Genomic DNA, 23812 nt, shown 5'->3' on the forward strand with positions numbered 1-23812 from the left:
GCAGTTTTCTGAAAGATTAATTTTACCGAGGGTGTCGCGCACTATGACACTGGCGCAAATCCGCAACCAGAGCCCTGTCCATGAAGTTGTATTACGCCCCGCAAGCCTGCTCATTGGCGCCGCACATTGTGCTGCGCGAACTGGAGCTGCCGTTCGAGTTGGTCCGCGTCGACAACAGCAGCAAGAAAACCCTCACCAGCGATGACTTCCTCGCCATCAACCCCAAAGGCTACGTCGCGGCATTGCAGCTGGATAACGGTGATGTGCTGACCGAAGGCCCGGCGATCCTGCAGTACCTGGCGGATCTGCACCCGCAGGCAAACCTGGCACCGGCGAGCGGAACGTTCGAGCGGGTGCGGTTACAGGAATGGCTGAACTTCGTTTCGACCGAGATTCATGGCGGGCTGGGTTGGCTGTTCAATCCGCAGTTTCCGGACGAGGTGAAGGCGCTCATCAAAGAGAAGCTGTTCAAGCGCTTTGCCGTGTTGAGCCGGACGCTGGAGCGGCAGGATTACTTGATGGCCGGCGAGTTCAACATTGCCGATGCGTATCTGTTTACGGTCTTGCGTTGGGCTCGGCTGTTTGCGATTGATCTGGATGATTGGCCGGCGTTGGCCCGGTTTCAGGCGCGGGTTGATCAGCGGCCAAGCGTGAAAGCGGCGTTAGCTGCGGAGTTGGTGTAAGGCTATGGATTGCTTCGCGGGCAAGCCCGCGATAGCTATTTATCAAACACCGCTGAACTACAAACTCGCACTCACTTTGCTCGCCACCTCACCCGGCACCCAGCCCTTCCACACTTGCGGCTGATCGCGCAAAAACGCTTCGGCGACCTGACGCGGTGGCTGGCGTTTTTCGCTCATCTGCCCCAGGGTCTGGTTCAGCAGATCGATTGGCAAATCGACCTTTTCGAAGAACGCCACCAAGTCCGGGTACTGCGCCTTGAACGGTGCCGACACACCGATGGCCAGGCTGGCCGGCATCGAACGCGTGCCCTTGGGGTTCGGATTGTTGGCATCGGCCAGGGTTTTCCAGGCTTGCGCGTCGAACGGTGGCTCTTCGAGTTTCACCAGTTTGAAGCGCCCCAACAGTGGCGTCGGCGACCAGTAGTAGAACAGCACCGGTTTACCCCGGCGGATCGATGAAGCGACCTCAGCATCCAGCGCCGCGCCGGAACCGGTACGGAAGTTGACGTAGCTGGCGGTCAGGTCATAGGCCTTGAGTTTCTGGCTGTTGACGATCTCCGACGTCCAGCCGGTCGGGCTGTTGAGGAAGCGTCCGCGGCTTGGGTCTTCCGGATCGCGGAACACGTCCTTGTAGCGCGCCAGGTCGGCGACGGATTTCAGTTCCGGCGCCAAGGGCTTAATGCCGCGCTCCGGGTCGCCCTTGATCACGTATTCCGGCACCCACCAGCCTTCGGTGGCGCCTTTGACGGTATCGCCCAAACCAAACACTTTGCCCTCCGATGCCGCCTTGACCCAGGCCGGACTGCGCCCGGCCCACTCTTCGCCGATCACCTGGATGTCGTTCTTGGCCAAAGCGGCTTCGAGGCTGACGGTGCTGCCGGGCAAGGTGTCGGTTGGATAGCCATAACCTTTCTCGACGATCAGCCGCAGGATCTCGGTGATCAGGCTGCCGCTTTCCCAGGTGATGTCGCCGAAATGGATGGGTGTGGTTTTTTCTGCGGCGGGAACGTGGCCAGCCACAAGGCTCAGGGCCAGCAGCGAACTGCCGAGCAGGTTTTTGATCGATCTCATGCGGACCTCCGGGTCTGGGGTGTTCGGTTCAAGGGTTCGTTGGCGCTGTGCAGCGCGCACAGTGCCTGGGAACGGGTTATGTAAACGCTGACCGAACGCTGGGAGATGCCCAGTTCGGCGGCGATTTGTGGGTAGGTCAGGCCGTCGATTCGTGACAACAGAAACGTTGCCCTGACCTTGCCCGGCAGGCGATCGAGGGTTCGATCCAGGTGCTTCAGGGTCTGGGAGAACTGCGCCAGGTCTTCAGGCGATGACCCGCCGACCGAGTCGACCGGCTGTAATTGATCGAGGTGTTGGCGTTCCAGATCCCGGCGACGCCACAGCTGATAAATCAACCGGTGGGCGATGGTGGTGAGCAAGGCGCGGGGTTCGCGAATCGGCGTCAGGCCTGGCGACTCGAGCAATTGCACGAAGGTTTCGGCGGCAATGTCTTCGACACTGGGACTGGTTCCCAGATATCGGCGCAGACGTGCGCACAGCCAGGTGTAGTGGGCGCGGAACAATCCGCCCACGTCGTTGCGATGGGAAACGTCGGCGCCGGACATAGGGGCTCCTTGGGTTAGGGGTCGCTGAATGTCCGGTGATCCGGTGGCGCGATCCTAGCAAGGAGCCTTATTCATTAAAAATACTTAAAATGAATTTTTATATTCCATAAATGAATTATCTATTTCGACCTTTCGGCGCTCATCAGATCGCCAGGATCGCAGCCTTCGACAGCTCCTACAGGGTGTACGCCATCCAAATGTAGGAGCTGCCGAAGGCTGCGATCTTTGTCCCGAAGCTAACGCAACCTCCCATAGCCCAACGCCTCGGCCTCTTGCTGGTAGTCGAGCACGATCTGATAGTCGCTCTCGCTGGCGGGCAACACGTCTTGCAGGCCCAACGTCTCGGCGACGTCGGGCAGTTCCTTCAACGTCTGATTCATCACCTGTCGAAGCTGTTCAGCCTGCTCATCAGTGGTGCCAGCGGCCGCAATGTACGGCAACGTCGGACTGAACGCGGTGCGCGCCAATACTCTCAAGCCAGCGACTTCTGCCTGGGCGTGCTGCGCCAGGTAGGCGAAGGTCACGCTGTCAATGGCGGCCAGGTCCGCCAGGTCGTCACGCAGCCAACGCAGGCTTTCGCGGTGGCTGCCGCTGATGGCGACACTGGCAAAAAACTGTCCGTCGCGGTGCAACGGCGCCAGTCGGTGACGCAACAGGTTCATGCCACTGTTGGAGTCTTCTCCGTTGATCACACCGCGACAGCCGCGCAAGGCCGACAAGGTCCTGCGAGGATCGTCGGCGCGAGTCAGCAACAGGCTGCAATGGCTGCCACCGTTGCTGTCCGGGAGTTCATAACGAGGACGACCGATGACCCGGACGCGACCCCGCAGGGCTGTCATCAAGGGGTAGCCGCAGGTTTGGGTCAGCAGTAAATGCGGGGACAGCCAAAGGTCTATCAGCGTCAACCCTTCGGCATCGAGGCGGGAGCTGCCGAGCTGCTCGACGATCTGCGACAGCCAACGCTCGTTGGCCTGGTGGATCGGCTCGGGAGCGACGTACATCAGTAATTCAGCGAGGTGTTGTGTCATCGAAATCTTCCCATACAACGCAAACCCTCTGTGGGCCTTATTGGCAATCAGTGAAACGGATGCCGCGGGCTGTCAATCGCCCTCACCCCGTGCCGACGCACCCACTGGCCATAACCGTGCACCAGATACCCGCCACTGCGCGTCAGCCATTGCTCGCGACGCGCGCGGTACACCCGTGGCAAGTCGTACCAGGGCAGCCCCGGCAAGTCGTGGTGCACCAGGTGCAGATTGAGATTCAGGAACAGCCAGCGCCACGGCCACCCCGCTTCATTGATGACGGTGCGTTGCTCCGGTTGCGCTTGCGGACGGTGTTCATAGTAGGAGCGAATCATTGCAATCGACAGCGCCGGCACGCTGATCAGCAACAGGTAATGCCAGACCGGCAGCACGCTGTAGCGCGCGATGAACGCCAGCATCAGCAGCGTCAGCGCACCGTGGCTCAGCCACATCAACCAGGCTTGGCGCTCACCCGTTTTCAACCGTTGCAGCTCCTCCCGCACCAGCGCCAGCAAGGCCAGTGGCGCACCGAGGACCAAGCGCCCCAGCACGGTTTTGTTCAGCCAGTGCAGGCCCTGTTCGAACAGCGAACTGCGCTGCCACTGTTCAGCGCTCAGGTAACGGCTTTCCGGGTCGCTACCTGGGATGGTCAGGTCTTCGTCGCGGTGATGCAGCAAATGGCTGTCGCGGTACAAGGTGTAGGGATACCAGACCGCAAACGGTGCATAACCGAGGACTTTATTCAGCATTGGCCAACGGGTGGGATGGCCATGCAGCAATTCGTGCTGCACCGACAACCACAACACCAGCAGTGGAATCAGCAACAACGTGCTCCACCAGAGCCCCAACCGGGCACTGCCCAGCACAATACTGAACCAGCCGACGTAAACGCCGATCAGCAACAGCCAGGTCGGCCACTCGGTGCGAGCGGTGAAACGTTGGCGCAGGGTTTCGATTTCTTCACGATGGGCAGCGTCAAAGTAATGGGGCATGGCTTTGCTCAGAACGGGAACCAATCCCCCTCTGTGCAACGGCGCCGGAATTTCTTGCAGATTGTTTGGTTATTTCGATAGACGCAAAAAACAGGAGCCCGAGGACTCGGGCTCCATGGACGCGGGATCAGTGGCCGAACACATTCACCTTCTTGGCTTTCTTGTCCGCGCGTTTTTCAATTGCGGTTTTCGCCGGTTTTTTCTTCGCGGCTTTCTTTGATTCCATACCTTTGGACATGATGCGTACTCCACTAACAGGGGATGTGAGATCAGGTATACACCTATCCCGGCGCGCGTGTTCTTTTATAATCTGTGCCCTGCCCACCGACTGTCCGAGCCCATGCCCAACACCCAGTACACCTTGCTCGACGAGCCATTATGGCCGTTGATGAACAAGTTTTACCGCGCCCACCAATCGTCGATGAAAGCGGTGCGAGACGCTCAATTGTGGGTCGCAAGACGTGAAGAGATCATCGCGGCGCTGTGTTTGCGGCCGGTAGCCGGCGGGCATTGGCTGACCGGGCTGTTTGTCGACCCAAGCTGTCGCGAACAAGGGATCGCCGCGACGTTGATCGCCCACGCCGTCAAGCACCTTGAAGAGCCGGTCTGGCTGTTCTGCCATCCGGATTTACGTGGCTTTTATGAGCGTCGCGGCTTTACCTTCGACCCGCCCCTGCCCTACGCCTTGGCCGAACGGTTGAGCCGTTATGCGCGCAGCAAACCGATGATTGCCATGGGTTTGCAACCAGGTTCGGCATAAACAGCGATCCTTTAGCGATTCAATCGTCCGCCGCAGGATCAAGGTCCGGGAACATCACTTCGGTAAACCCGAACTTGCTGAAGTCTGTGATGCGCGAGGGGTATAACCGGCCGATCAGGTGATCGCATTCATGCTGCACAACCCGCGCATGGAAGCCCTCGGCAACGCGCACGATCGGATTGCCCTTGGGATCGAAACCTTCGTACCGAATCTGCTGATAGCGATCCACCGCCCCGCGCAGGCCCGGCACCGACAGGCAGCCTTCGAAACCCTCTTCGAGGGTCGGGCTCAAGGGCGTTATCAGCGGATTGATCAGAATTGTCTGCGGCACCGCTTCGGCGTCCGGATAGCGCTCGCTGTGCTCGAAACCGAAGATCACCAGTTGCAGGTCGACACCGATCTGCGGCGCGGCCAGGCCGACCCCACCGACGCTTTCCATGGTCTGGAACATGTCGTCGATCAGTTGCCACAATTCGGGGCTGTCGAACATTTCTGCCGGCACCGGCGGGGCGATGCGCAGCAGGCGTTCGTCGCCCATTTTCAGGATTTCACGGATCATTTGATGACTTCGTCAGTGGTCGGCTTGATTGAGTGATCTCGTCCCAGCCCGGAAACATGCTGTTTGGGTTCTTCGTGCACCTTTTCGCCAGGTTTCTTGCCTTCGGACGACATATGCTCGATCACCGCGTTCATTTCCGCACCGAGCAGCAGCACCGCGGCGGAAATATAGAAGTACAGCAACAACACGATGATCGCGCCGATACTGCCATACATGGCGTTGTAGTTGGCGAAGGTTTTGACGTACAGACCGAAGCCCAGCGAAGCGATGATCCAGACCACCACAGACAACACCGCCCCCGGGGTGATGAAGCGAAACTCCTGTTTGACGTCGGGCATGACGTAGTAAATAAGCGCCACCGCCATCATCAACAGAATCACGATCACCGGCCAGCGGACGATGGTCCAGACGGTCACGATGAAATCTTCAAGGCCCACTTGCGAAGCAATCCAGGCCATCACCTGCGGCCCGAGCACCATCAGCGCAGCGGCGGCCAGCAGCATGCCGGCAATGCCGATGGTGTAGAAAATCGACAGCGGAAAACGCTTCCAGACCGGACGCCCTTCAACTACGTCGTACGCGGCGTTCATCGCGCTCATCATCAGCCGTACACCGGCGGATGCGGTCCACAGGGCGATCACAATACCCACCGAGAGCAAACCACCCTTGGATTGCTGCAGCTGATCAATCACCGGGTTCACTTGCTCCAGCGCCTGGGGCGGCAGCACCAGTTCAGATTGCAGGCGCAGCCAGGAGAAGAAGTCCGGCAAGTGCAGAAAGCCGATCAGGGCAATCAGGAACAGGATGAAAGGGAACAGCGAGAACAGCATCTGATAGGCCAGCGCCGAGGCATAAGTCGACATCTCGTCGTCGACGAACTCGGTGACCGTGCGCATCATCACGCGATGCAGGGGCAGACCTTTCATGGTCGGGAAAAACATTAGCGTCTCGCCGCAAAAAAGTTGAAGTCATGGCGACTCAGGGGCCGTTTTCTACAACAAAGTAGCCTACTTGGCGACTTTGAAACAATTTCCTTGCTCAAGTTCAAGCTGACACAAAAACGGCCATCCGCGGATGGCCGTTTCTATTACTCGTCAAAGCCCGGGTTACGCCTTGTCGATGCCTTTTTTGAGAGCATCCTTGGCTTTGCCGACCGCTTGCTGGGCTTCGCCTTTCTTTTCCTGCACCACGCCTTCGGCGCGCATTTTGTCGTTACCGGTGGCCTTGCCGACGCCTTGCTTGACGTTGCCGGCCGCTTCGTTTGCCATGCCTTTAACTTTATCGCCAGTGCTGCTCATGATATGTCTCCTGTGAACATTTCAACGGGAAAAGTCGTTACATAAGGATGGACCGGGGGCCTGTGCGCGGAGTTTCATTTATTTCCCAACAGAACATTTCATCGCGCAAGGCAGGTTAGGCTTTATGTTTGCAGGCTTTGCCCCGAGAATGCGCAACGTATTCAGGCCATGGCGCTGAAGATCCAATCCCGTAGGAACGTTATGAAACTCGATAAAAAGCAGGCCATTGCCCGCAGAAACCAGGAACTTGGCGGTGCCGTGCTTGGCGTCAACAACTGCCACTTCACCGAATTGAACCGCAACCGCAACATTTTCTGGTTCGATATCCCGGTCGCGCGCCTGGCCATTGGTCAGTACGAATGGATTCACTTGCTGATGCACACCCCGGATACCGACGAACTGCTGCACCTGAAAGTGCCGACGGTGTTCCTGCGCGAGAAGCTGGAAGGCCTGGTGGTGCGTAACCAGGGCAAACGCAAGGCCGCCCTGAGCCTGGAGCTGAGCGCCGACAAGGACTCGTACCTGCAAGACATGCGCCCGGCGGGCACCAACGTCAATTTCGCGCAGTTCCGCCAGTAGGAGCTGCCGAAGGCTGCGATCTTTTGATCTTGCTTTCAAACCAAAAGCCCCGCATCTGCGGGGCTTTTGTGTACTAGGCGCTGACTTTCTTCACGCCCAGCTTTTTCAGCTCTTCGTCGCGCAACTCGCGGCGCAGGATCTTGCCGACGTTGGTGGTCGGCAGCGCGTCGCGGAACTCCACGGCTTTGGGCACCTTGTAGCCGGTGACGTTGGCGCGCATGTGCTCCATCACCTGTTCCTTGGTCAGGGTCACGCCCGGTTTGGCGACGATGAAGATCTTGATCGCCTCCCCCGACTTCTCGTCCGGCACGCCGATGGCCGCGCATTGCAGCACGCCCGGCAGGGTCGCCAGCACGTCTTCCAGTTCGTTGGGGTACACGTTGAAACCGGAGACCAGGATCATGTCTTTCTTGCGATCGACAATGCGCATGTAGCCATCGGTCTGGATCAGCGCGATGTCACCGGTCTTCAACCAGCCTTCGCTGTCGAGCATTTCATCGGTGGCTTCCTGACGCTGCCAGTAGCCCTTCATGACTTGCGGACCTTTCACACACAGTTCACCGATGCCGCCCAACGGCTGTTCAACGCCGGTATCGTCGATGACTTTGCACAAGGTCGACGGCACGGGAATGCCGATGGTGCCGATCTGGATGTTCTGGATCGGGTTCACCGTGGCCACAGGGCTGGTTTCGGTCATGCCGTAACCTTCGCAGATCGGGCAGCCGGTGACCGCTTTCCAACGTTCAGCCGCGGCCAGTTGCAAGGCCATGCCGCCGGACAAGGTGATTTTCAGGTTCGAGAAATCCAGTTTGCGGAACGCTTCGTTGTTGCACAGCGCAACAAACAGCGTGTTCAAGCCGACGAAACCGCTGAACTTCCACTTCGACAGTTCCTTGACCATCGCCGGCAGGTCGCGCGGGTTGCTGATCAGGATGTTGTGGTTGCCGATCAGCATCATCGCCATGCAATGAAAGGTGAAGGCATAGATGTGGTACAGCGGCAGCGGCGTGATCAGGATCTCGCAGCCTTCGTTGAGGTTGGAGCCCATCAGCGCCTTGCACTGCAGCATGTTCGCCACCAGATTGCGGTGGGTCAGCATCGCGCCCTTGGCCACGCCGGTGGTGCCGCCGGTGTATTGCAGCACCGCCACGTCGCTGCTGGCCGGGTTGGCTTCAGCCACTGGCTGGCCATGGCCTTTGCTCAACACGTCGTTGAATTTGATGGCCTTGGGCAAGTGATAAGCCGGGACCATCTTCTTCACGTATTTGATGACGCTGTTGATCAGCAATCGCTTGAGCGGCGGCAGCAGGTCGGCCACTTCAGTGACGATCACGTGCTTGACGCCGGTTTTCGGCACGACGGTCTGGGCCAGGTGCGCCATGTTGGCCAGGCAGACCAGGGCTTTGGCACCGGAGTCGTTGAATTGGTGTTCCATTTCCCGCGCGGTGTACAGCGGGTTGGTGTTGACCACGATCAGCCCGGCGCGGATGGCACCGAAGACGGCGACCGGGTACTGCAACACGTTGGGCAATTGCACGGCGATTCGATCGCCCGGCTGCAAATCGGTATGCTGTTGCAGGTAAGCGGCAAAGGCACCGGACAATTCGTACAGCTCACCGTAGGTGATTGTCTTGCCCAGGTTGCTGAATGCCGGTTTGTCAGCGAAGCGTTGGCAGGATTGCTTCAACACTGCCTGAATATTCGGGTACTCGTCTGGATTGATCTCGGCAGCAATTCCAGCTGGGTACTTATCCTTCCAAAAGTCTTCGATCATGGAAGCCCACTCCTCAGCAACGCGAATTCAACACCGCATTTGATGCGATTATTATTGGTGTTTGTCTATTGGTGAATCTGGCTTTACATAGGCCGAGAAGTCACAAAGCGCGCCGAGAGTAGCAGCTTTGCCAAGGGCCGACTAGAGCCTGAATAGGCCTCTACAGTCACTTTGGTGACTCAAGACCATCAAGCAGTCATTTTAGAGCAAAAATCCTATACCGCCCTGAAGGCCGCTGAATTCGCGGCTTTCAAAGCAAAAGATCGCAGCCTTCGGCAGCGCCTACAGAGGAATGCGATCCCCGTAGGAGCTGCCGAAGGCTGCGATCTTTTGGCATCACCTCGGTCTACGACCGTTTATGCGATATCACGCAACTCCCGCCGCAAAATCTTGCCCACCGGCGTCATCGGCAACGACTCACGCAACACGATGTGCTTGGGTACTTTGTACGCCGTGAAGTTTTCCTTGCAGTAAGCCTTCAGCTCTTCAAGGCTGACCCCCGACTCACGGGCCACCACAAACAGTTTCACTGCCTCCCCCGAACGCTCGTCCGGCACGCCGATCACCGCACAGTTGGCGACTTTCGGGTGGGCCATCACCACGTCTTCGATTTCGTTCGGGTACACGTTGAAGCCCGAGACGATGATCATGTCTTTCTTGCGATCGACAATGCGCACGAAACCGTCCGGGTCGATCACCCCGATGTCGCCTGACTTGAACCAGCCGTCGGCATCCAGCACTTCGGCGGTGGCTTCGGGTTTGAGCCAGTAGCCCTTCATGATCTGCGGGCCCTTGATGCACAGTTCGCCGCGCTCGCCCAACGGCTGCTCGACGCCTTCATCGTTGATCACTTTCAGGGTCGTGCCCGGCACCGGCAGGCCGACCGTGCCGATGCGCGACTTGTCGCCGTAAGGGTTGGTGCAGGCCACCGGCGAGGTTTCGGTCAGGCCGTAACCTTCGGTGATCCGGCAACCGGTGAGCTGTTCCCAGCGCTCGGCGGTGGCCTTGACCAGCGCCGTGCCACCGGAGTTGGTGAGTTTGAGGCTGGAGAAATCCAGGGTCTTGAAATCGGGATGGTCCATCAGTGCGACGAACAGCGTGTTGAGCCCCAGAAGCAACGAGAACCGCCAGTTCTTCAGCTCCTTGATGAAGCCCTTGATGTCCCGTGGATTGGTGATCAGCACGTTGTGGTTGCCGGTCACCATCATGCACATGCAGTTCGCCGTGAAGGCATAGATGTGGTACAGCGGCAGCGGCGCGATCATCACTTCCTGGCCTTCGCGCAGTAGCGGTTGACCATCGGCACCCAGCTGACTGAGGCATGCCCGCGCCTGCTGCATGTTCGCCACCAGGTTGCCGTGGGTCAGCATCGCGCCCTTGGCCAGCCCGGTGGTGCCGCCGGTGTATTGCAACACGGCGATGTCGCCGAGACCGACGTTCAGCGGTTTGATGCCCAGGCCCCGGCCCAGACGTAGCGCACTCTTGAAGGAGAGGGCCTGGGGCAGTGAATAATCCGGGACCATTTTCTTGACCTTGGCGACCACGGTATTGATCAGCCAGCCCTTGGCGCTGGGCATCAGGTCGCCCATCTTCGCTTCGATCAGGTATTGGATGTCGGTGTCAGGCAGCACTTCCTGGACCTTCTGTCCGAACACGTTCAGGTACACCAGCGCCCGGGCACCGGAGTCCTTGAACTGATGACGCATCTCCCGCGCGGTGTACAGCGGGTTGGTGTTGACCACGATCAGCCCGGCGCGCAAGGCGCCAAACACGGCAATCGGGTAATGCAGAACGTTGGGCATCTGCACCGCGATGCGATCCCCCGGCACCAGGTCGGTGTGGGCTTGCAGGTAACCGGCGAACGCAGCGCTGTAACGTTCCAGTTCAGCGTAGGTCAGGGTCACGCCCATGTTGCTGAATGCCGGGCGGTCAGCAAATTTCTTGCAGGAACGCTCGAACACCTCGATCACCGACTTATAGGCCCCAAGGTCGATATCCAGGGGCACGCCGGCCGGGCGTTTGTCATTCCAGAAATCAGGTTGCATTGTTCTTGTCCTCATTACCTGAATCTATCCGGGGCCGCTTTTTCTATCACTTCTGAAAAGCGGTGCTTCCCGGACACTAGCAGCTATGGTGAATCAGGCAAATATGCGCACGGTCCTCATTGATCCCGTGAATCTTGCTGCCCCGGCGCGGCCTGATCAGACGGCGCGCGCGGGATGCGCTATACAATGCAACGACGCCCATGCCGCATGCAGTCCCATGCAAAGGAATCGCCATGATCCATGACACTTTCTGGCTGACCGCGAGCGACCGCAGCCGCCTCTTCGTCAACCAGTGGCTGCCGGCTGCGCCCCTCAAAGCCGTGATCCTGCTGGCCCACGGCATGGCGGAACACAGCGGTCGCTACGCTCGCCTGGCAGAAAAGCTCTGTGAACAGGGCTACGGTGTTTACGCACCGGACCTGCGTGGACATGGCAAAACCGCTGAAAACGGCACCCTGGGCCACTTCGCCGACAACGATGGCTGGGGCAAAGTGGTCGGTGACCTCGCCAGCCTCAACCAACATATCGGCCAACAGCATCCCGGCACGCCGATCGTGCTGTTGGGCCACAGCATGGGCAGCTACATCGCCCAGGCTTACTTGCTGCACCACAGCGCCAGCCTGCACGGGGCGATTCTCAGCGGCTCGAACTTCCAGCCCGTGGCGCTCTATCGCGTAGCGCGGCAGATTGCTCGTCTCGAACGCCTGCGCCAGGGCCCCAAGGGCCGCAGTGCATTGATCGAATGGCTGTCGTTCGGCTCGTTCAACAAGAAGTTCAAGCCAGCTCGCACCTCGTTTGACTGGCTGAGCCGCGACCCGGCCGAGGTCGACAAATACGCCAACGACCCGCTCTGCGGCTTTCGCTGCACCAATCAGCTATGGATCGATTTGCTCGGTGGCTTGCAGCAAATCAGCAAAGCGTCCAATCTCGCCCAGATCGATCCGGGCCTGCCGCTGCTGGTGATTGGCGGCGAATGTGATCCGGTGAGCGAAGGCAAGCGTCTGAAAGATCTGGCCCACGCCCTGCGCGACGCTGGCTGCCAGAGCCTGCACTTGAATATTTACCCGCAGGCCCGGCACGAACTGTTCAATGAGAGCAATCGCGATGAAGTGACTGCCGACGTGCTGAACTGGATCGCCCAGGCCTTGAGCAACCGTCGGCCACCCAGAGCCGAATAGTTTTTTTGTGGATTCATTTAATTCGTCACAGGAATCGAGACAGATGACCCAGGTTACCAACACCCCTTACGAAGCCCTCGAAATCGGCCAGACCGCCAGCTACAGCAAAACCGTCGAAGAGCGTGACATTCAGTTGTTCGCCGCGATGTCCGGCGACCACAACCCGGTGCACCTGGACGCCGAATTCGCCGCTGCCTCCATGTTCAAGGAACGCATCGCCCACGGCATGTTCAGCGGCGCGTTGATCAGCGCGGCGGTGGCTTGCGAGCTGCCTGGGCCGGGGACTATTTATATCGGTCAGACAATGAGCTTTCAGAAGCCGGTGAAGATTGGCGACACGCTGACTGTGCGCCTGGAAATTCTCGAGAAAATGCCGAAGTTTCGTGTGCGGATCGCCACTCGAGTGTTCAACCAGCGTGATGAACTGGTCGTGGATGGCGAGGCGGAGATTCTGGCGCCGCGTAAACAGCAGACCGTGACATTGCCGACGTTGCCTGCGATCAGCATCGGTTAATCGCAGGCGCCCACAGGTGCGTAGGAGCTGCCGACCACAAAAAAACGCCAGACTCGCTGGCGTTTTTGATGGGTAACGAACGCTTACGAGCGTGCGCGAGCCTGGTTGCGCAGGGCTTTCACCTGATCGTGGTTGCGTTGCACGCCGTGGTACTGGCGTTCAACGATGTCACGAATGCCCACCAGGTTGTACTTGTTGATTTTATCCAATGCGTCCCTGTAAGCCTTCTTCGCATGGTCTTCACCGCGTTCGGCTTCGTTCAGCACCGCCTCTTCATCCTTGCCGGTGAACATCGCCTTCACATCCACCCAACGACGGTGCAGATCGCCGCTGACACTGGTGGAGGTTTCCGGATCACCGCCTAGAGAACGCACAGTGGCCTGCAGTTCGGCAGCGGCAGTGGCGCAATCGGCGGAGCGTTGAACGAACAGGTTTTTCAGTTCTGGATTCTTGATGTCTTCAGCGCAAGTCTTGAACCCTTCCTGACCGTCTTTACTGGTTTCAATCAGGTCGTTGAGTACAGAGATCGCTTCTTTGTTGATGTCGGTCATTTTTCAATTCCTTGCGGTTGATGAAAGATGCAATCAATCGTTGCACCCTGCATGCCAGCTTTGAATTGAATTTTTTTACTTATATTTCAACAAGTTAATCTTTAGGCGAAATCTGTATCCGCTTCTTTTGCATGATCTGTCAATTGGCCTGCATGCAGAATGCCTGTATTTTCCAGACTGCTTTGAATCAAGACGACTGATGATGAATCCCGAAAAGCTCGAACTGCTGATTACCCGCGAAATGCCCTTCGGCAAGTACAAAGGCCGGATCATCGCCGACCTGCCCGGCCAGTACCTGAACTGGTTCGCTCGCGAAGGTTTCCCTCACGGTGAGTTGGGCGGTTTGCTGGCGTTGATGCAGGAAATCGACCACAACGGTCTGTCGGAACTGCTCGAACCGCTGCGCGCCAAGCACGGCAAACCTGCCCCTCGTCACTGACCTGCCCTTCTGACCGAGTATCCCCATGCCCGATAACGCCCGCCGTGCCCGTGATGAAGCCTTTTGGCAGACCTTTGCCGACCGCTACGCTGTCGAACCCGGCCCCCTGAACCTGGAGAACGGTTACTTCGGGCGCATGTCACGCACCGTGGTCGAGGAGTATCAGCGCAACATCGAGCTCATCAACGGCGGCAACTCGGTGCATGTGCGCCAGCGCTTCGAACAGGGCGAAAGCGTCAAGATTCGCGCGCAGCTGGCCAAACTGATCAACGCCCCGGCCCAAGCCGTTGCCTTCACCCGCAATGCCTCGGACGGCCTGCAATCGCTGATCCGCAACTACAATCGCCTGGAACCGGGCGACCAGGTCCTGCTGTGCGATCTGGAGTACGACACGGTCAAGAGCGCGATTCGTTGGCTGGCCCGCTATCGAGGCGTGGAAGTGATCGAGATCGAGCACAGTCACCCCGCCAGTTTCGACAGCTTACTGGCCACGTACCGCGAAGCGTTCGTGCATTATCCACGACTGAAACTGATGGCCCTGACCCACGTCACCCATCGCACCGGCCTGGTGATGCCGGTGCAGGCGATTGCCGCTGCCGCCAGGGAGCATGGCATCGATGTGATCCTTGACGGCGCCCATGCCCTGGGCCAGATCGAGTTCAATCTTGATGAACTGGGCATAGCCTTTGCCGGCTACAACCTGCACAAATGGATCGGTGCGCCGCTGACTCTCGGCTTCATTTACATCGCGCCCGAGCGCTTGGCCGACATCGACCCGGATATGGGCGAAATGCATTTCCCGGTCACCGACATTCGTGCCCGCACGCCGTACAGCACCCCGAACATTCCAGCCCTGCTGACCCTGCCGCTGGTGTTCGAAGAACATTGCGCCATGGGCGGTTCTGTCGCCAAGGGCGCACGACTCAACTACCTGCGCAACCGCTGGGTCGATGCCGTTTGGGCGTTACCGGGGATCGAAGTCATGACCCCGGATGACCCACGCCTGTATTGCGGCATCACCTCGATGCGCTTTACCCGGCATGCCGACCAACAAGTGATGGTCGAGCGCCTGCTCAACGACTACAACCTGTTTACCGTGGTGCGCAGCGGCGCGGCATGTGGCCCATGCATCCGCATTACGCCGGGGCTCACCACCACCGCAGCCGACATGGATGGGCTGGCCCGGGCGCTGAGTGAATTACGCTGACGTCACACGGTGTACTTGTCGAAGTCCTCGGGCTTGATTTGCGATGACACCGCAAACGTATCGACGCCGATGGTCATGTGCCCGAAAAAGCCGTCTTCATTCGAGTCTCGACCGATGGTATGAATGTTCAGGGTCGAGGCCTCGCCTCCCATGCGCTGATGAAACATATCCTGCGCATTGGTCAGCGGTGAGACGGCTCGACCGCTGTACTCACGGGCGTTGAGCACTGACCTTGATGCGACCTCGGGAAAGTAAAGCTGGCCGACCCAGGCGACGTGCCGCTCTTCCAGATAGTTATTACCGGCCGTGATGCGTACCGCGACGTGAATGTGCAAAGCGCGGCCGGCATAGAACCCCGGATAAATCGTGGTAAACCGCACGATGCCCATTTTGTCGGTGAATTGCCCACCACGCAGGTAGGTATCGTCGTCGGTGCGCGGGATCGACCCGATATCATCCACATCGACTTCCTTATCCGGGTTGACCTTGCTCCAGCCCGAATACGCCCCGCGCGCATTGCAATGCCAGATATCGACCAATGCCCCGGTAACCGGTTGACCGGTCATGGCATCGATGATCGTGAGCCGCAGCACCAAGGGGACGCCGTCCATGCCTTCGCTGATGTTTCGTCTGATCAGTTTCGGGTTTCGAAAATACGGACCGGCGACCTGCTCAGGTGACAGTTGATGAACCGGTAGTGGGGATGCAGCCGAGGTGTTGTCGTCCATGACGCTCTCTCTTCCATAAGATGAACGCAGATTAACGCTGGACGTGCGGCGAGATGCGGTAACTATGTATCGCGTGATGTCGGTCCCACAAAGAGCATTTCGACAGTCACAGGGATTTTCACCAGGCAAAAAAAAAACGGTGCACCGACCAAGCGCACCGTAAAGCCGTAGAACACACAACGAAGTGTTTGGTAAATCCGGTAAATCAGATCAGTCCAGCAGCGCCAATGCCTCGGCGGTGCACTCCTGGATGCGGGCCCAGTCGCCGTTCTTGATCCACTCGGGGTCAAGCATCCAGCTACCGCCCACGCACATCACGTTTTTCAACGCCATGTAGCTCTTGATGTTGGCCGGGCTGACACCGCCGGTCGGGCAGAATTTAACTTCGCCGAAGGGGCCGCCCAGGGCCTTGATGGCCGCCACGCCGCCGCTGACTTCCGCCGGGAACAGCTTGAAGCGGCGATAACCCAGGCAATAGCCTTCCATGATGCCGGAGGCGTTGCTGATGCCCGGCAACAGCGGAATCGGGCTGGCGACACTGGCTTCGAGCAGGTCACGGGTGATGCCTGGCGTCACGATGAATTGCGAACCGGCGGCTTCGGCAGCGGCCAGCATGCTGCGATCGAGCACCGTACCGGCACCGGTCACCAGCTCCGGACGTTTCTCGCGCAGGATCTGGATCGCCTTGAGGCCGAACTGCGAACGCAGGGTCACTTCCAGCGCCGTGAGGCCACCGGCGGCCAGGGCGTCGGCCAACGGCAGCACGTCCTGTTCGCGAGCGATGGTGATCACCGGCAGGATCCGCGCCTTGGCGCAGAGGCTGTCGATCAGGGCAACTTTGTCCGCCATGGAAACGGTCGGGGATGTGTTTGTCATAGCGGCTGATCCTTGGTTCATGGGCACCAGTAAATCTCTAACGTAGGTTGCAGAAACGCCCGAATCGGCATGGCGGCGACATCGTCACCGGCCAGTGCGGCGCTCAGGGTGGTCAGCTTGGACTGACCGGAAATCGATAGAACGGTGTGCCTGGCCGAAGCCAGCAGCGCGCGACTCATGGTCAGGCGCTGATGCGGCACGGTCGGCGCCAGCATCGGCCAGCAGCGACGGCTGCCGTCGATTTTCAAGGCGTCGGCCAGGTTCGGGCTGTTGGGAAACAGCGATGCGGTGTGACCGTCGTCGCCCATGCCCAGCACCAGCACATCGATCGCCGGCAATTCGGCGAGCAAGCGATCAGCCTGCTCGGCGGCCTGTTCCAGGTTGGCGGTGGCACTGTAGAGGCTCAGGAACTGGGCCTTGGCCGCCGGCCCTTGCAACAGGTAACGCTTGAGCAGACCGGCATTGCTGTCGGCATGCTCCACCGGCACCCAGCGCTCGTCAGCCAGGCTGACCACCACCTTCGACCAGTCCAGCGCCTGCTTGGCCAGGTGCTGGAAAAATGCCACCGGGCTGCGCCCACCGGACACCACCAGCGTCGCGGCGCCTTGTGCGGCAATTGCTTCGCTCAGTTGTCTGGCTACCGTCAACGCCAGGCCTTCGGCCAGCAGCACCGGGCTTTTGAACTCATGGGCGCTGACGCCCTGAGGCAGTTTCAATTTAGATATCGCCATACCAAGACCTCCCGTCCCGCGTGATCAGTGCAATAGAGCTCATCGGCCCCCAGGACCCGGCCGCGTACGGCTTGGGCGCATCACCGGACTTTTTCCACCCGGCGATCAACTGGTCACACCACTTCCACGCAGCTTCGATTTCATCTTTACGGACAAACAGGTTCTGATTGCCACGCATCACTTCCAGCAACAACCGCTCGTAGGCATCGGGAATCCGTGCGCTGCGCCAGGTGTCGGAAAAATTCAGCTGCAACGGACCGCTGCGCAGCTGCATGCCCTTGTCCAGGCCTTGTTCTTTGGTCATCACACGCAAGGAAATGCCTTCGTCCGGTTGCAGGCGGATGATCAGTTTGTTGCTGATCTGCAAGCGCTGCTCGGGAGCGAAGATGTAGTGCGACGGTTCCTTGAAGTGGATGACGATCTGCGACAGCTTCTGCGGCATGCGCTTGCCGGTGCGCAGGTAAAACGGCACCCCGGCCCAACGCCAGTTGCGAATGTCGGCACGCAGGGCAACGAAGGTTTCGGTGTCGCTCTGGGTGTTGGAGTTAGGCTCCTCCAGATACCCCGGCACCGACTTGCCTTCGCTGTGACCGGCGATGTACTGGCCGCGCACCACTTGAGTGGTCAGGCCTTCCGGGCTGATCGGCGCCAGTGCCTTGAGGACTTTGACTTTCTCGTCGCGGATGCTGTCGGCGGACAAGTCGGCCGGCGGGTCCATGGCAATCAGGCACAGCAACTGCAGCAGGTGATTCTGGATCATGTCCCGCAGCTGGCCGGCCTTGTCGAAGTAACCCCAACGGCCTTCGATCCCGACCTGCTCGGCCACGGTGATTTCCACGTGGGAGATGTAATTCTGGTTCCACTGGGTTTCGAACAGGCTGTTGGCGAAACGCAGGGCGATCAGGTTTTGTACGGTCTCTTTGCCCAGGTAGTGGTCGATGCGGTAGGTGCGGTTCTCCGGGAAGAACTGCGCCACGGCATCGTTGACCTTACGCGAGGACTCCAGGTCCGAACCGATGGGTTTTTCCAGCACCACGCGGGTGTTTTCGGTCAGGCCGACCTTCGACAGGTTCTCGCAAATAGCACCGTAAACCGCCGCCGGCGTGGCGAAGTAGGCAATCACCCGCTGGGCGCTGCCGGCCTGCTCGGCCAGGGCGACGTAATCGTCAGCCTTGAGGAAGTCGACATGCAGGTAACTCAAACGGGCCAGGAAGCGCTCGAGCACGGCTTCATCCAGCTCTTTGGCGCCCACGTAGCGACGCAACTCGGTGGCGATGAACGCCAGGTGCTGTTGCTCGGTGCCAGGTTCACGGGCCAGCGCGATAATGCGCGTATCCTCATGAAGCAGGCCGGCGCCATCGAGTTGATAAAGGGCAGGAAACAGCTTGCGCAAGGCTAGATCGCCGAGAGCGCCGAACAAGGCAAAGGTGCACGGTTCAACCGTAATCGAAGGCATGATGTTTGTTCTTTTATCAAGTTAAGCTACAAATACCTTTTTTCAAGGCATCACTCAAGGGAAAATGTAGTAATAACCACAACATTTTCGCAAAATATAGATTCCGAGTGGTGGTCGGTCGGAGCCATCAGTAGGATAGGCCACCGTTATGGGCCGTATCAAAGGCCCAATTTGCATAGCCGAGCGCTTGTTTGCGCAGGTGAATTTAGGAACCCCATATGGACCGCGTGCGAAATTTACTGGAACAGATCCAGAGTCGCCTCGAAGACCTGAACAAGGCAGAACGCAAAGTCGCCGAAGTGATCCTGCTCAACCCACAGCAGGCGACCCGGTTCAGCATCGCCGCCCTCGCCCAGGCCGCGTCGGTCAGTGAGCCGACGGTCAACCGTTTCTGCCGCTCATTCGGTGTCAGCGGCTACCCTGAACTGAAACTGCAGCTGGCCCAGAGCCTGGCCAGCGGCGCGGCGTATGTCAGCCGTGCGGTGGAAGCCGACGACAACCCCGAGGCTTACACCCAGAAGATCTTCGGCAGCGCCATCGCGTCCCTGGACAGCGCCTGCCAGGCACTGGACCCGAACCTGATCAGCCGTGCCGTCGACCTGTTGATCCAGGCCCGGCAGATCCACTTCTTCGGCCTTGGCGCCTCGGCCCCGGTGGCGCTGGATGCGCAGCACAAGTTCTTCCGCTTCAACCTGGCAGTGACCGCCCATGCCGATGTGCTGATGCAGCGCATGATTGCCTCGGTGGCCCACACCGGTGAGTTGTTCGTGATCATCTCCTACACCGGCCGTACCCGCGAACTGGTGGAAGTGGCACGCATCGCCCGGGAAAACGGCGCTTCGGTGCTGGGATTGACCGCCGAGGGCTCGCCGCTGGCCAAGGCCAGTACCTTGAGCCTGAACATTCCGTTGCCCGAAGACACCGACATTTACATGCCGATGACCTCGCGGATCATTCAGCTGACCGTGCTCGATGTGCTCGCCACCGGCATGACCTTGCGTCGTGGCGTGGATTTCCAGCCGCATTTGCGCAAGATCAAGGAAAGCCTCAATGCCAGTCGGTATCCGATTGGCGATGAGTTTAATTAACCCACCATGATCGTTCCCACGCTCCCGCGTGGGAACGCAGCCCGTGGCGCTCCGCGTCACTGGACGCGGAGCGTCTCTTGAGGCATTCCCACGCAGAGCGTGGGAACGATCACCCGCGCCTGCAAACTCAAATGCGCCCGCTCCCCCGGTGCCAGGCACAGGCTGTCGGTACCGCCGCTGGCCGCTTCCACACAGACAAACTCGGAAATCTCATTCCAGCTCACGCCCAGCAATGGCCGCGAGCCGGGATGCCAGACCACCGTGTCCGCATGATCACCAGTGTCGATGCACAGTTCGCGCTGCCAGGCGTGGTCCTTGAGCTGCAATTCGCCGTCATGCTGGAACACGCGCTGACAACCACCCTCGACCCGCAACTCACCTTTCTGCTGGCAAACCTGACGATTCAACTGGTCATAACCTTGCGCCCCGTCGAGCCCAGACAGCGCTATCTCACCGACGTCGCCAATACGCCAATAGGCGTGCAACGCCTGGCTCAGCTGGCACGGCATGTCGTCCTGATGCTCGGTGCTCAGGTGCAAATCCATGCGTTCGCCCAGGTGCGCATGCAAGTCCACCTGCCAGTCGCACAGCTGTAACTGCCAGTGCAGGCGCACGCCATCGTCGTCACTGCTGCTGTCCAGCAGTTTCCAGTCGAGCAGGCGCGCCCAACCATGGGAAGGCCAGGCGTTTTCGCTTGGGTGGCGGCCATACCACGGCCAGCACACCGGCACGCCGCCGCGAATCGCACCGACATGCGGCCATTTCGCCGCGCACCACAACCAGGGTTTCTGACCCTTTGGCTGGAAGTGCAACAACTGCGCGCCCTGACGACTGAACACCGCCTGACACAACGGATGGTCGATTACCAGCACGTCGCGCATCTGATAGCGCTCCCACGCAAACACCGGACGTTCGCGCAAGGATTTGAAGAAGCGTTGTAGCGGATGCTCAAGCATGTACCACGGTCCTGAAAATCATCTGTCACCCGAGGGTGCGCCGTCCCCCCAAAAAAAAGCGGACAGCCTTGGCCGTCCGCAAATATGCGCACATAGAGAGGAGCTTATCGCAACAGCGTTAGAACACCGACTGAATTTTCAGGCCGGCGACCAGCGCGTTATCAACTTCATCCACACCACCCGGGTGAGTGATGTATTGCAGGTTAGGACGCACCGTCAGCCAGTTGGTAACGTGGAAACCGTAATTGATCTCGTAGTTGTATTCGGTGCTGCGCAGCGGCGCGAACAGTGGATCGTTGTAGTCGGTGACACCATTGGCGGCGTTGACCAACTCGGAGTTTTTCTTCACGTCATCGTTGACATGGATACGGGAGAAACCGATCCCGACGTCGTCTTTTGGACGCGCATCGAACGGCCCCTTGTAAACAAACATCAGCGACTGGTAGTTGTCGACGAAGTTGGTGTCCTTGTCGTGGAAGGTGGCGTTGGCCGCGATGTTCAGACCGCGCGAAGCATCACCGTTATGGGTGGTCAGTTGTTGCTGCGCCACGAACCAGTAGCCGTGCTTGCTGTCATGGCTGCGATAGGCATTGCCGGTGGTCGCTGCATCATTGCCGTTGTCGTCTTTACGGACGTCATTGGCGTCGGCCGTGCTCTTGTAGTAACCGACACGGTATTCGCCCGGCAGGTTGTTGACCTTCGGCGACCAGACCAATTCAACCGGCAAGACGGTGCCCTTGGTGCCACTGCCGCTGAGCTTGAAACCGTTACCGTGCTCAAGTTGCGATGGGTTCTGGTTGTACGCACCGATCTGCGCATAGAACTCAGGCGTGATGTTGTACTTCACGCGAATCGCCGCCTGCATGACCGGCCAGTTGTACCAGATCCCGGTCGCCCAGTTACCCGCCTGGGAACCGCAGAATGCCAGGTTCTGGAACTCGCAGGGGAAGGTGTTGAAGTCTTCGCCTTCGCCGAAGTAACCAGCCTTGACGTCCAGTTTCCCGTCGAGGAACTGGTGCTTGATCCACAGCTGGGTCAGACGGACCATGTGGCCACGGCCGTAGACTTCCTGGGAGGAGCTCAAGGTGCCGGCACGCGGGTCGCCGACACGGTCATTGGAGATGTTCTGACCGTTACGGTTGGTGAGCTGGATCTTGGCCTGGGTGTTATCCCAGCCCCACAGTTTTTGCAGGTCCAGCGCCACGCCCAGACCAAACTGGTCGGCGTAACGCGCCGTTTTGTCGTCGTTGTAGCCGCCGTGCAGGTTGGCGCCCACTTCACCGACATAGTCGGCCTTGATGTCGATACCTTGCTCGATCAGCCTGGTCCGCTCGCCACCCCAGTCCCCCGTCATCCACTGGGAATCGGCACTGAACGCGTCAGCCGCGTGCGCACTACCGGCCAGCATCATCGCCGCAACCGCTGACAATTGGCAGATCAGCTGAGCGTTGTTCTTCTTCTTCATCCCTACATCCTCGTTTTATTGTTATTAACTGTTTTTATCTAACGCGGTTTACATCGATTGCGACGGATGTCTCCATCCGCCACTAATCCCCCCTGTGGGAGCGGGCTTGCTCGCTCCCACATTTGATCTTCAGCGGCCTTTGAACTGGGCCACGTTGGCGCTGTGAGCTTCGGCTTTTGGCAGGCCGGCAACGCCTAGACGCTCACCGGTCTTGGCATCGAACAGCAGCACTTTCGATGGATCGAATTGCAGCGTCAGGGTCTCGCCCGGAGCCGGTGCGACGTCCGGTGCCAGACGGCAGCAGACCTTGGTGTCGTTGAGATTGACGAATACCAGGGTGTCGGGACCGGTCGGTTCGGTGACCTGCACTTCAGCGCGGATGGTCGGCAGGCCATTGGCTTCGCCGTTCGCCAGCACGATCTGCTCCGGGCGCATGCCAAGAATCACTTCGCGGTCTTCGAGCCCGGCATCCTGCATGCCCAGTGGCAATTCGCAGCGCGCCTGACCACTGTCGAGCAACGCCAACAGACGGCCGTCCTTGCGCTGCAAACGCAGGGGAATGAAGTTCATCGGCGGCGAACCGATGAAGCTCGCCACGAACAGGTTGGCCGGATTGTTGTAGATGTCTTTCGGCGTACCGAACTGCTGGATGATCCCGTCCTTCATCACCGCCACTTTGTCGCCCAGGGTCATCGCTTCGATCTGGTCGTGGGTCACGTAGACCGTGGTGGTTTTCAGGCGCTGGTGCATCAGTTTCATTTCGGTGCGCATCTCGACCCGCAGCTTGGCGTCGAGGTTGGACAGCGGTTCGTCGAACAGGTAGATCTTCGGTCGACGCGCCAGGGCACGGCCCATAGCCACGCGCTGTTGCTGACCACCGGAGAGTTGACCCGGCTTGCGGTTGAGCAAGTGTTCGATTTGCAGCAGCTTGGCCACGCGAGCGACTTCCGCGTCGATATCGGCGGCGGGCATTTTGCGGATCTTCAAACCGAACGCGATGTTTTCGCGCACGCTCATGGTCGGGTACAGCGCGTAGGACTGAAACACCATGGCGATGTCGCGGTCTTTGGGGCTCATGCCGCTGACGTCCTGGTCACCGATCATGATCGCGCCGCCGGTGATGGTCTCAAGGCCGGCGATGCAATTCATCAGGGTCGATTTGCCGCAACCCGAAGGGCCCACAAGAATCAGGAATTCACCGTCCTTGATCGACAGCTCGATGTTCTTGAGGGTGTCCGGCAGACCGGGGCCATAGGTTTTGTTTACATTGCGAAGTTCGAGCGTAGCCATGA

25 protein-coding genes are annotated in these 23812 nt (G+C 59.2%); 8 read left to right on the forward strand and 17 right to left on the reverse strand.

The genetic code is table 11. The features are described 5' to 3' along the window. Nucleotides 1-80 precede the first annotated feature (80 nt). Entirely contained in the window at nucleotides 81-683 is a 603-nt protein-coding gene (gstA, locus tag AC1D2Q_RS12625) for a glutathione transferase GstA (protein WP_477813391.1), read from the forward strand. 57 nt (nucleotides 684-740) lie between these two features. Here gstA and AC1D2Q_RS12630 read toward each other — a convergent pair whose 3' ends face one another. From AC1D2Q_RS12630 to AC1D2Q_RS12645, 4 genes are all read right to left on the reverse strand, one after another. Beyond that, nucleotides 741-1754: an ABC transporter substrate-binding protein gene (locus AC1D2Q_RS12630; RefSeq protein WP_477813392.1), complete on the reverse strand. Its 1014-nt coding sequence runs from the start codon at nucleotides 1752-1754 to the stop codon at nucleotides 741-743. After that, complete coding sequence (locus AC1D2Q_RS12635; protein WP_477813393.1) at nucleotides 1751-2299, reverse strand: sigma-70 family RNA polymerase sigma factor; 549 nt, start codon at nucleotides 2297-2299, stop codon at nucleotides 1751-1753. The genes AC1D2Q_RS12630 and AC1D2Q_RS12635 overlap by 4 nt, the downstream gene beginning before the upstream one ends. 236 nt (nucleotides 2300-2535) lie before the next feature. Continuing rightward, a complete protein-coding gene (locus tag AC1D2Q_RS12640) occupies nucleotides 2536-3327 on the reverse strand; it encodes a phosphate/phosphite/phosphonate ABC transporter substrate-binding protein (RefSeq protein ID WP_477813394.1) in 792 nt (263 codons plus the stop codon). A gap of 47 nt (nucleotides 3328-3374) precedes the next feature. Further along, nucleotides 3375-4316, reverse strand: a complete 942-nt coding sequence (locus tag AC1D2Q_RS12645; RefSeq protein WP_477813395.1) for a fatty acid desaturase — start codon at nucleotides 4314-4316, stop codon at nucleotides 3375-3377. Nucleotides 4317-4656: 340 nt separating this feature from the next. On the opposite strand from AC1D2Q_RS12645, the gene AC1D2Q_RS12650 reads away from it, so the two are divergent. Next, on the forward strand, nucleotides 4657-5076 hold the full coding sequence (locus AC1D2Q_RS12650) for a GNAT family N-acetyltransferase (protein ID WP_018926450.1): 420 nt from the start codon (nucleotides 4657-4659) through the stop codon (nucleotides 5074-5076). Between the two features lie 19 nt (nucleotides 5077-5095). Here the strand turns inward: AC1D2Q_RS12650 and def are convergent, their stop codons facing one another. The 3 genes from def to AC1D2Q_RS12665 all read right to left on the reverse strand — a co-directional run bounded on the left by def (nucleotide 5096) and on the right by AC1D2Q_RS12665 (nucleotide 6933). Beyond that, nucleotides 5096-5635 (reverse strand): peptide deformylase, encoded by a 540-nt coding sequence (def, locus tag AC1D2Q_RS12655; RefSeq protein WP_477813396.1) that lies wholly within the window; start codon nucleotides 5633-5635, stop codon nucleotides 5096-5098. Beyond that, nucleotides 5632-6576: a YihY/virulence factor BrkB family protein gene (locus tag AC1D2Q_RS12660; RefSeq protein ID WP_477813397.1), complete on the reverse strand. Its 945-nt coding sequence runs from the start codon at nucleotides 6574-6576 to the stop codon at nucleotides 5632-5634. Before AC1D2Q_RS12660 ends, def begins: the two co-directional genes overlap by 4 nt. A 165-nt stretch (nucleotides 6577-6741) precedes the next feature. After that, complete coding sequence (locus AC1D2Q_RS12665; protein WP_046056167.1) at nucleotides 6742-6933, reverse strand: CsbD family protein; 192 nt, start codon at nucleotides 6931-6933, stop codon at nucleotides 6742-6744. A gap of 201 nt (nucleotides 6934-7134) precedes the next feature. Here AC1D2Q_RS12665 and AC1D2Q_RS12670 point away from each other — a divergent pair, with 201 nt between their 5' ends. Then, entirely contained in the window at nucleotides 7135-7512 is a 378-nt protein-coding gene (locus AC1D2Q_RS12670) for a hypothetical protein (RefSeq protein WP_018926454.1), read from the forward strand. A 73-nt stretch (nucleotides 7513-7585) separates the two neighbouring features. Here the strand turns inward: AC1D2Q_RS12670 and fadD1 are convergent, their stop codons facing one another. Both fadD1 and fadD2 read right to left on the reverse strand, forming a co-directional pair. Further along, nucleotides 7586-9286: a long-chain-fatty-acid--CoA ligase FadD1 gene (gene fadD1 / locus AC1D2Q_RS12675; protein WP_477813398.1), complete on the reverse strand. Its 1701-nt coding sequence runs from the start codon at nucleotides 9284-9286 to the stop codon at nucleotides 7586-7588. Nucleotides 9287-9642: 356 nt separating this feature from the next. Then, nucleotides 9643-11331 (reverse strand): long-chain-fatty-acid--CoA ligase FadD2, encoded by a 1689-nt coding sequence (fadD2, locus tag AC1D2Q_RS12680; protein WP_477813399.1) that lies wholly within the window; start codon nucleotides 11329-11331, stop codon nucleotides 9643-9645. Between the two features lie 233 nt (nucleotides 11332-11564). On the opposite strand from fadD2, the gene AC1D2Q_RS12685 reads away from it, so the two are divergent. Next, nucleotides 11565-12509, forward strand: coding sequence for an alpha/beta hydrolase (locus AC1D2Q_RS12685; RefSeq protein WP_305409964.1), 945 nt, complete (start codon nucleotides 11565-11567; stop codon nucleotides 12507-12509). Nucleotides 12510-12552: 43 nt separating this feature from the next. Beyond that, the gene (locus AC1D2Q_RS12690; RefSeq protein ID WP_019581456.1) at nucleotides 12553-13023 is read left to right on the forward strand and encodes a MaoC family dehydratase; all 471 of its coding nucleotides are present in this window, start codon (nucleotides 12553-12555) and stop codon (nucleotides 13021-13023) included. 83 nt (nucleotides 13024-13106) lie between these two features. Here the strand turns inward: AC1D2Q_RS12690 and AC1D2Q_RS12695 are convergent, their stop codons facing one another. Further along, nucleotides 13107-13574 (reverse strand): ferritin-like domain-containing protein, encoded by a 468-nt coding sequence (locus AC1D2Q_RS12695; RefSeq protein WP_477813400.1) that lies wholly within the window; start codon nucleotides 13572-13574, stop codon nucleotides 13107-13109. 202 nt (nucleotides 13575-13776) lie between these two features. Here AC1D2Q_RS12695 and AC1D2Q_RS12700 point away from each other — a divergent pair, with 202 nt between their 5' ends. Together AC1D2Q_RS12700 and AC1D2Q_RS12705 are read left to right on the forward strand one after the other, a co-directional pair. Then, on the forward strand, nucleotides 13777-14013 hold the full coding sequence (locus AC1D2Q_RS12700) for a DUF3820 family protein (protein ID WP_007949456.1): 237 nt from the start codon (nucleotides 13777-13779) through the stop codon (nucleotides 14011-14013). Between the two features lie 25 nt (nucleotides 14014-14038). Next, the gene (locus tag AC1D2Q_RS12705) at nucleotides 14039-15220 is read left to right on the forward strand and encodes an aminotransferase class V-fold PLP-dependent enzyme (protein ID WP_477813401.1); all 1182 of its coding nucleotides are present in this window, start codon (nucleotides 14039-14041) and stop codon (nucleotides 15218-15220) included. A 2-nt stretch (nucleotides 15221-15222) separates the two neighbouring features. Here the strand turns inward: AC1D2Q_RS12705 and AC1D2Q_RS12710 are convergent, their stop codons facing one another. The 4 genes from AC1D2Q_RS12710 to zwf form a co-directional block, all read right to left on the reverse strand. Further along, nucleotides 15223-15948, reverse strand: coding sequence for an intradiol ring-cleavage dioxygenase (locus AC1D2Q_RS12710; protein ID WP_428632050.1), 726 nt, complete (start codon nucleotides 15946-15948; stop codon nucleotides 15223-15225). A 210-nt stretch (nucleotides 15949-16158) separates the two neighbouring features. Next, nucleotides 16159-16824, reverse strand: coding sequence for a bifunctional 4-hydroxy-2-oxoglutarate aldolase/2-dehydro-3-deoxy-phosphogluconate aldolase (locus AC1D2Q_RS12715; RefSeq protein WP_018926462.1), 666 nt, complete (start codon nucleotides 16822-16824; stop codon nucleotides 16159-16161). A 17-nt stretch (nucleotides 16825-16841) separates the two neighbouring features. Continuing rightward, nucleotides 16842-17555 (reverse strand): 6-phosphogluconolactonase, encoded by a 714-nt coding sequence (pgl, locus tag AC1D2Q_RS12720; protein WP_477813402.1) that lies wholly within the window; start codon nucleotides 17553-17555, stop codon nucleotides 16842-16844. After that, the gene (zwf, locus tag AC1D2Q_RS12725) at nucleotides 17542-19011 is read right to left on the reverse strand and encodes a glucose-6-phosphate dehydrogenase (protein ID WP_477813403.1); all 1470 of its coding nucleotides are present in this window, start codon (nucleotides 19009-19011) and stop codon (nucleotides 17542-17544) included. The genes pgl and zwf overlap by 14 nt, the downstream gene beginning before the upstream one ends. 227 nt (nucleotides 19012-19238) lie before the next feature. Here zwf and AC1D2Q_RS12730 point away from each other — a divergent pair, with 227 nt between their 5' ends. Beyond that, the gene (locus AC1D2Q_RS12730) at nucleotides 19239-20099 is read left to right on the forward strand and encodes a MurR/RpiR family transcriptional regulator (RefSeq protein WP_172901244.1); all 861 of its coding nucleotides are present in this window, start codon (nucleotides 19239-19241) and stop codon (nucleotides 20097-20099) included. 56 nt (nucleotides 20100-20155) lie between these two features. Here the strand turns inward: AC1D2Q_RS12730 and AC1D2Q_RS12735 are convergent, their stop codons facing one another. The 3 genes from AC1D2Q_RS12735 to AC1D2Q_RS12745 all read right to left on the reverse strand — a co-directional run bounded on the left by AC1D2Q_RS12735 (nucleotide 20156) and on the right by AC1D2Q_RS12745 (nucleotide 23810). Then, nucleotides 20156-21055 (reverse strand): D-hexose-6-phosphate mutarotase, encoded by a 900-nt coding sequence (locus AC1D2Q_RS12735; protein ID WP_477813404.1) that lies wholly within the window; start codon nucleotides 21053-21055, stop codon nucleotides 20156-20158. A gap of 118 nt (nucleotides 21056-21173) precedes the next feature. Beyond that, the gene (locus AC1D2Q_RS12740) at nucleotides 21174-22520 is read right to left on the reverse strand and encodes a carbohydrate porin (protein ID WP_477813405.1); all 1347 of its coding nucleotides are present in this window, start codon (nucleotides 22518-22520) and stop codon (nucleotides 21174-21176) included. A gap of 129 nt (nucleotides 22521-22649) precedes the next feature. After that, the gene (locus AC1D2Q_RS12745; protein WP_477813406.1) at nucleotides 22650-23810 is read right to left on the reverse strand and encodes an ABC transporter ATP-binding protein; all 1161 of its coding nucleotides are present in this window, start codon (nucleotides 23808-23810) and stop codon (nucleotides 22650-22652) included. Nucleotides 23811-23812: the final 2 nt, after the last annotated feature.

This window comes from Pseudomonas sp. P1_A1 (genome assembly GCF_056406935.1).

Coding starts and splice junctions, on each gene's coding strand:
- gstA (WP_477813391.1), top strand. CDS start 81: ATGAAGTTGTATTACGCCCCGCAAGCCTGCTCATTGGCGCCGCACATT.
- AC1D2Q_RS12630 (WP_477813392.1), bottom strand. CDS start 1,754: ATGAGATCGATCAAAAACCTGCTCGGCAGTTCGCTGCTGGCCCTGAGC.
- AC1D2Q_RS12635 (WP_477813393.1), bottom strand. CDS start 2,299: ATGTCCGGCGCCGACGTTTCCCATCGCAACGACGTGGGCGGATTGTTC.
- AC1D2Q_RS12640 (WP_477813394.1), bottom strand. CDS start 3,327: ATGACACAACACCTCGCTGAATTACTGATGTACGTCGCTCCCGAGCCG.
- AC1D2Q_RS12645 (WP_477813395.1), bottom strand. CDS start 4,316: ATGCCCCATTACTTTGACGCTGCCCATCGTGAAGAAATCGAAACCCTG.
- AC1D2Q_RS12650 (WP_018926450.1), top strand. CDS start 4,657: ATGCCCAACACCCAGTACACCTTGCTCGACGAGCCATTATGGCCGTTG.
- def (WP_477813396.1), bottom strand. CDS start 5,635: ATGATCCGTGAAATCCTGAAAATGGGCGACGAACGCCTGCTGCGCATC.
- AC1D2Q_RS12660 (WP_477813397.1), bottom strand. CDS start 6,576: ATGTTTTTCCCGACCATGAAAGGTCTGCCCCTGCATCGCGTGATGATG.
- AC1D2Q_RS12665 (WP_046056167.1), bottom strand. CDS start 6,933: ATGAGCAGCACTGGCGATAAAGTTAAAGGCATGGCAAACGAAGCGGCC.
- AC1D2Q_RS12670 (WP_018926454.1), top strand. CDS start 7,135: ATGAAACTCGATAAAAAGCAGGCCATTGCCCGCAGAAACCAGGAACTT.
- fadD1 (WP_477813398.1), bottom strand. CDS start 9,286: ATGATCGAAGACTTTTGGAAGGATAAGTACCCAGCTGGAATTGCTGCC.
- fadD2 (WP_477813399.1), bottom strand. CDS start 11,331: ATGCAACCTGATTTCTGGAATGACAAACGCCCGGCCGGCGTGCCCCTG.
- AC1D2Q_RS12685 (WP_305409964.1), top strand. CDS start 11,565: ATGATCCATGACACTTTCTGGCTGACCGCGAGCGACCGCAGCCGCCTC.
- AC1D2Q_RS12690 (WP_019581456.1), top strand. CDS start 12,553: ATGACCCAGGTTACCAACACCCCTTACGAAGCCCTCGAAATCGGCCAG.
- AC1D2Q_RS12695 (WP_477813400.1), bottom strand. CDS start 13,574: ATGACCGACATCAACAAAGAAGCGATCTCTGTACTCAACGACCTGATT.
- AC1D2Q_RS12700 (WP_007949456.1), top strand. CDS start 13,777: ATGAATCCCGAAAAGCTCGAACTGCTGATTACCCGCGAAATGCCCTTC.
- AC1D2Q_RS12705 (WP_477813401.1), top strand. CDS start 14,039: ATGCCCGATAACGCCCGCCGTGCCCGTGATGAAGCCTTTTGGCAGACC.
- AC1D2Q_RS12710 (WP_428632050.1), bottom strand. CDS start 15,948: ATGGACGACAACACCTCGGCTGCATCCCCACTACCGGTTCATCAACTG.
- AC1D2Q_RS12715 (WP_018926462.1), bottom strand. CDS start 16,824: ATGACAAACACATCCCCGACCGTTTCCATGGCGGACAAAGTTGCCCTG.
- pgl (WP_477813402.1), bottom strand. CDS start 17,555: ATGGCGATATCTAAATTGAAACTGCCTCAGGGCGTCAGCGCCCATGAG.
- zwf (WP_477813403.1), bottom strand. CDS start 19,011: ATGCCTTCGATTACGGTTGAACCGTGCACCTTTGCCTTGTTCGGCGCT.
- AC1D2Q_RS12735 (WP_477813404.1), bottom strand. CDS start 21,055: ATGCTTGAGCATCCGCTACAACGCTTCTTCAAATCCTTGCGCGAACGT.
- AC1D2Q_RS12740 (WP_477813405.1), bottom strand. CDS start 22,520: ATGAAGAAGAAGAACAACGCTCAGCTGATCTGCCAATTGTCAGCGGTT.
- AC1D2Q_RS12745 (WP_477813406.1), bottom strand. CDS start 23,810: ATGGCTACGCTCGAACTTCGCAATGTAAACAAAACCTATGGCCCCGGT.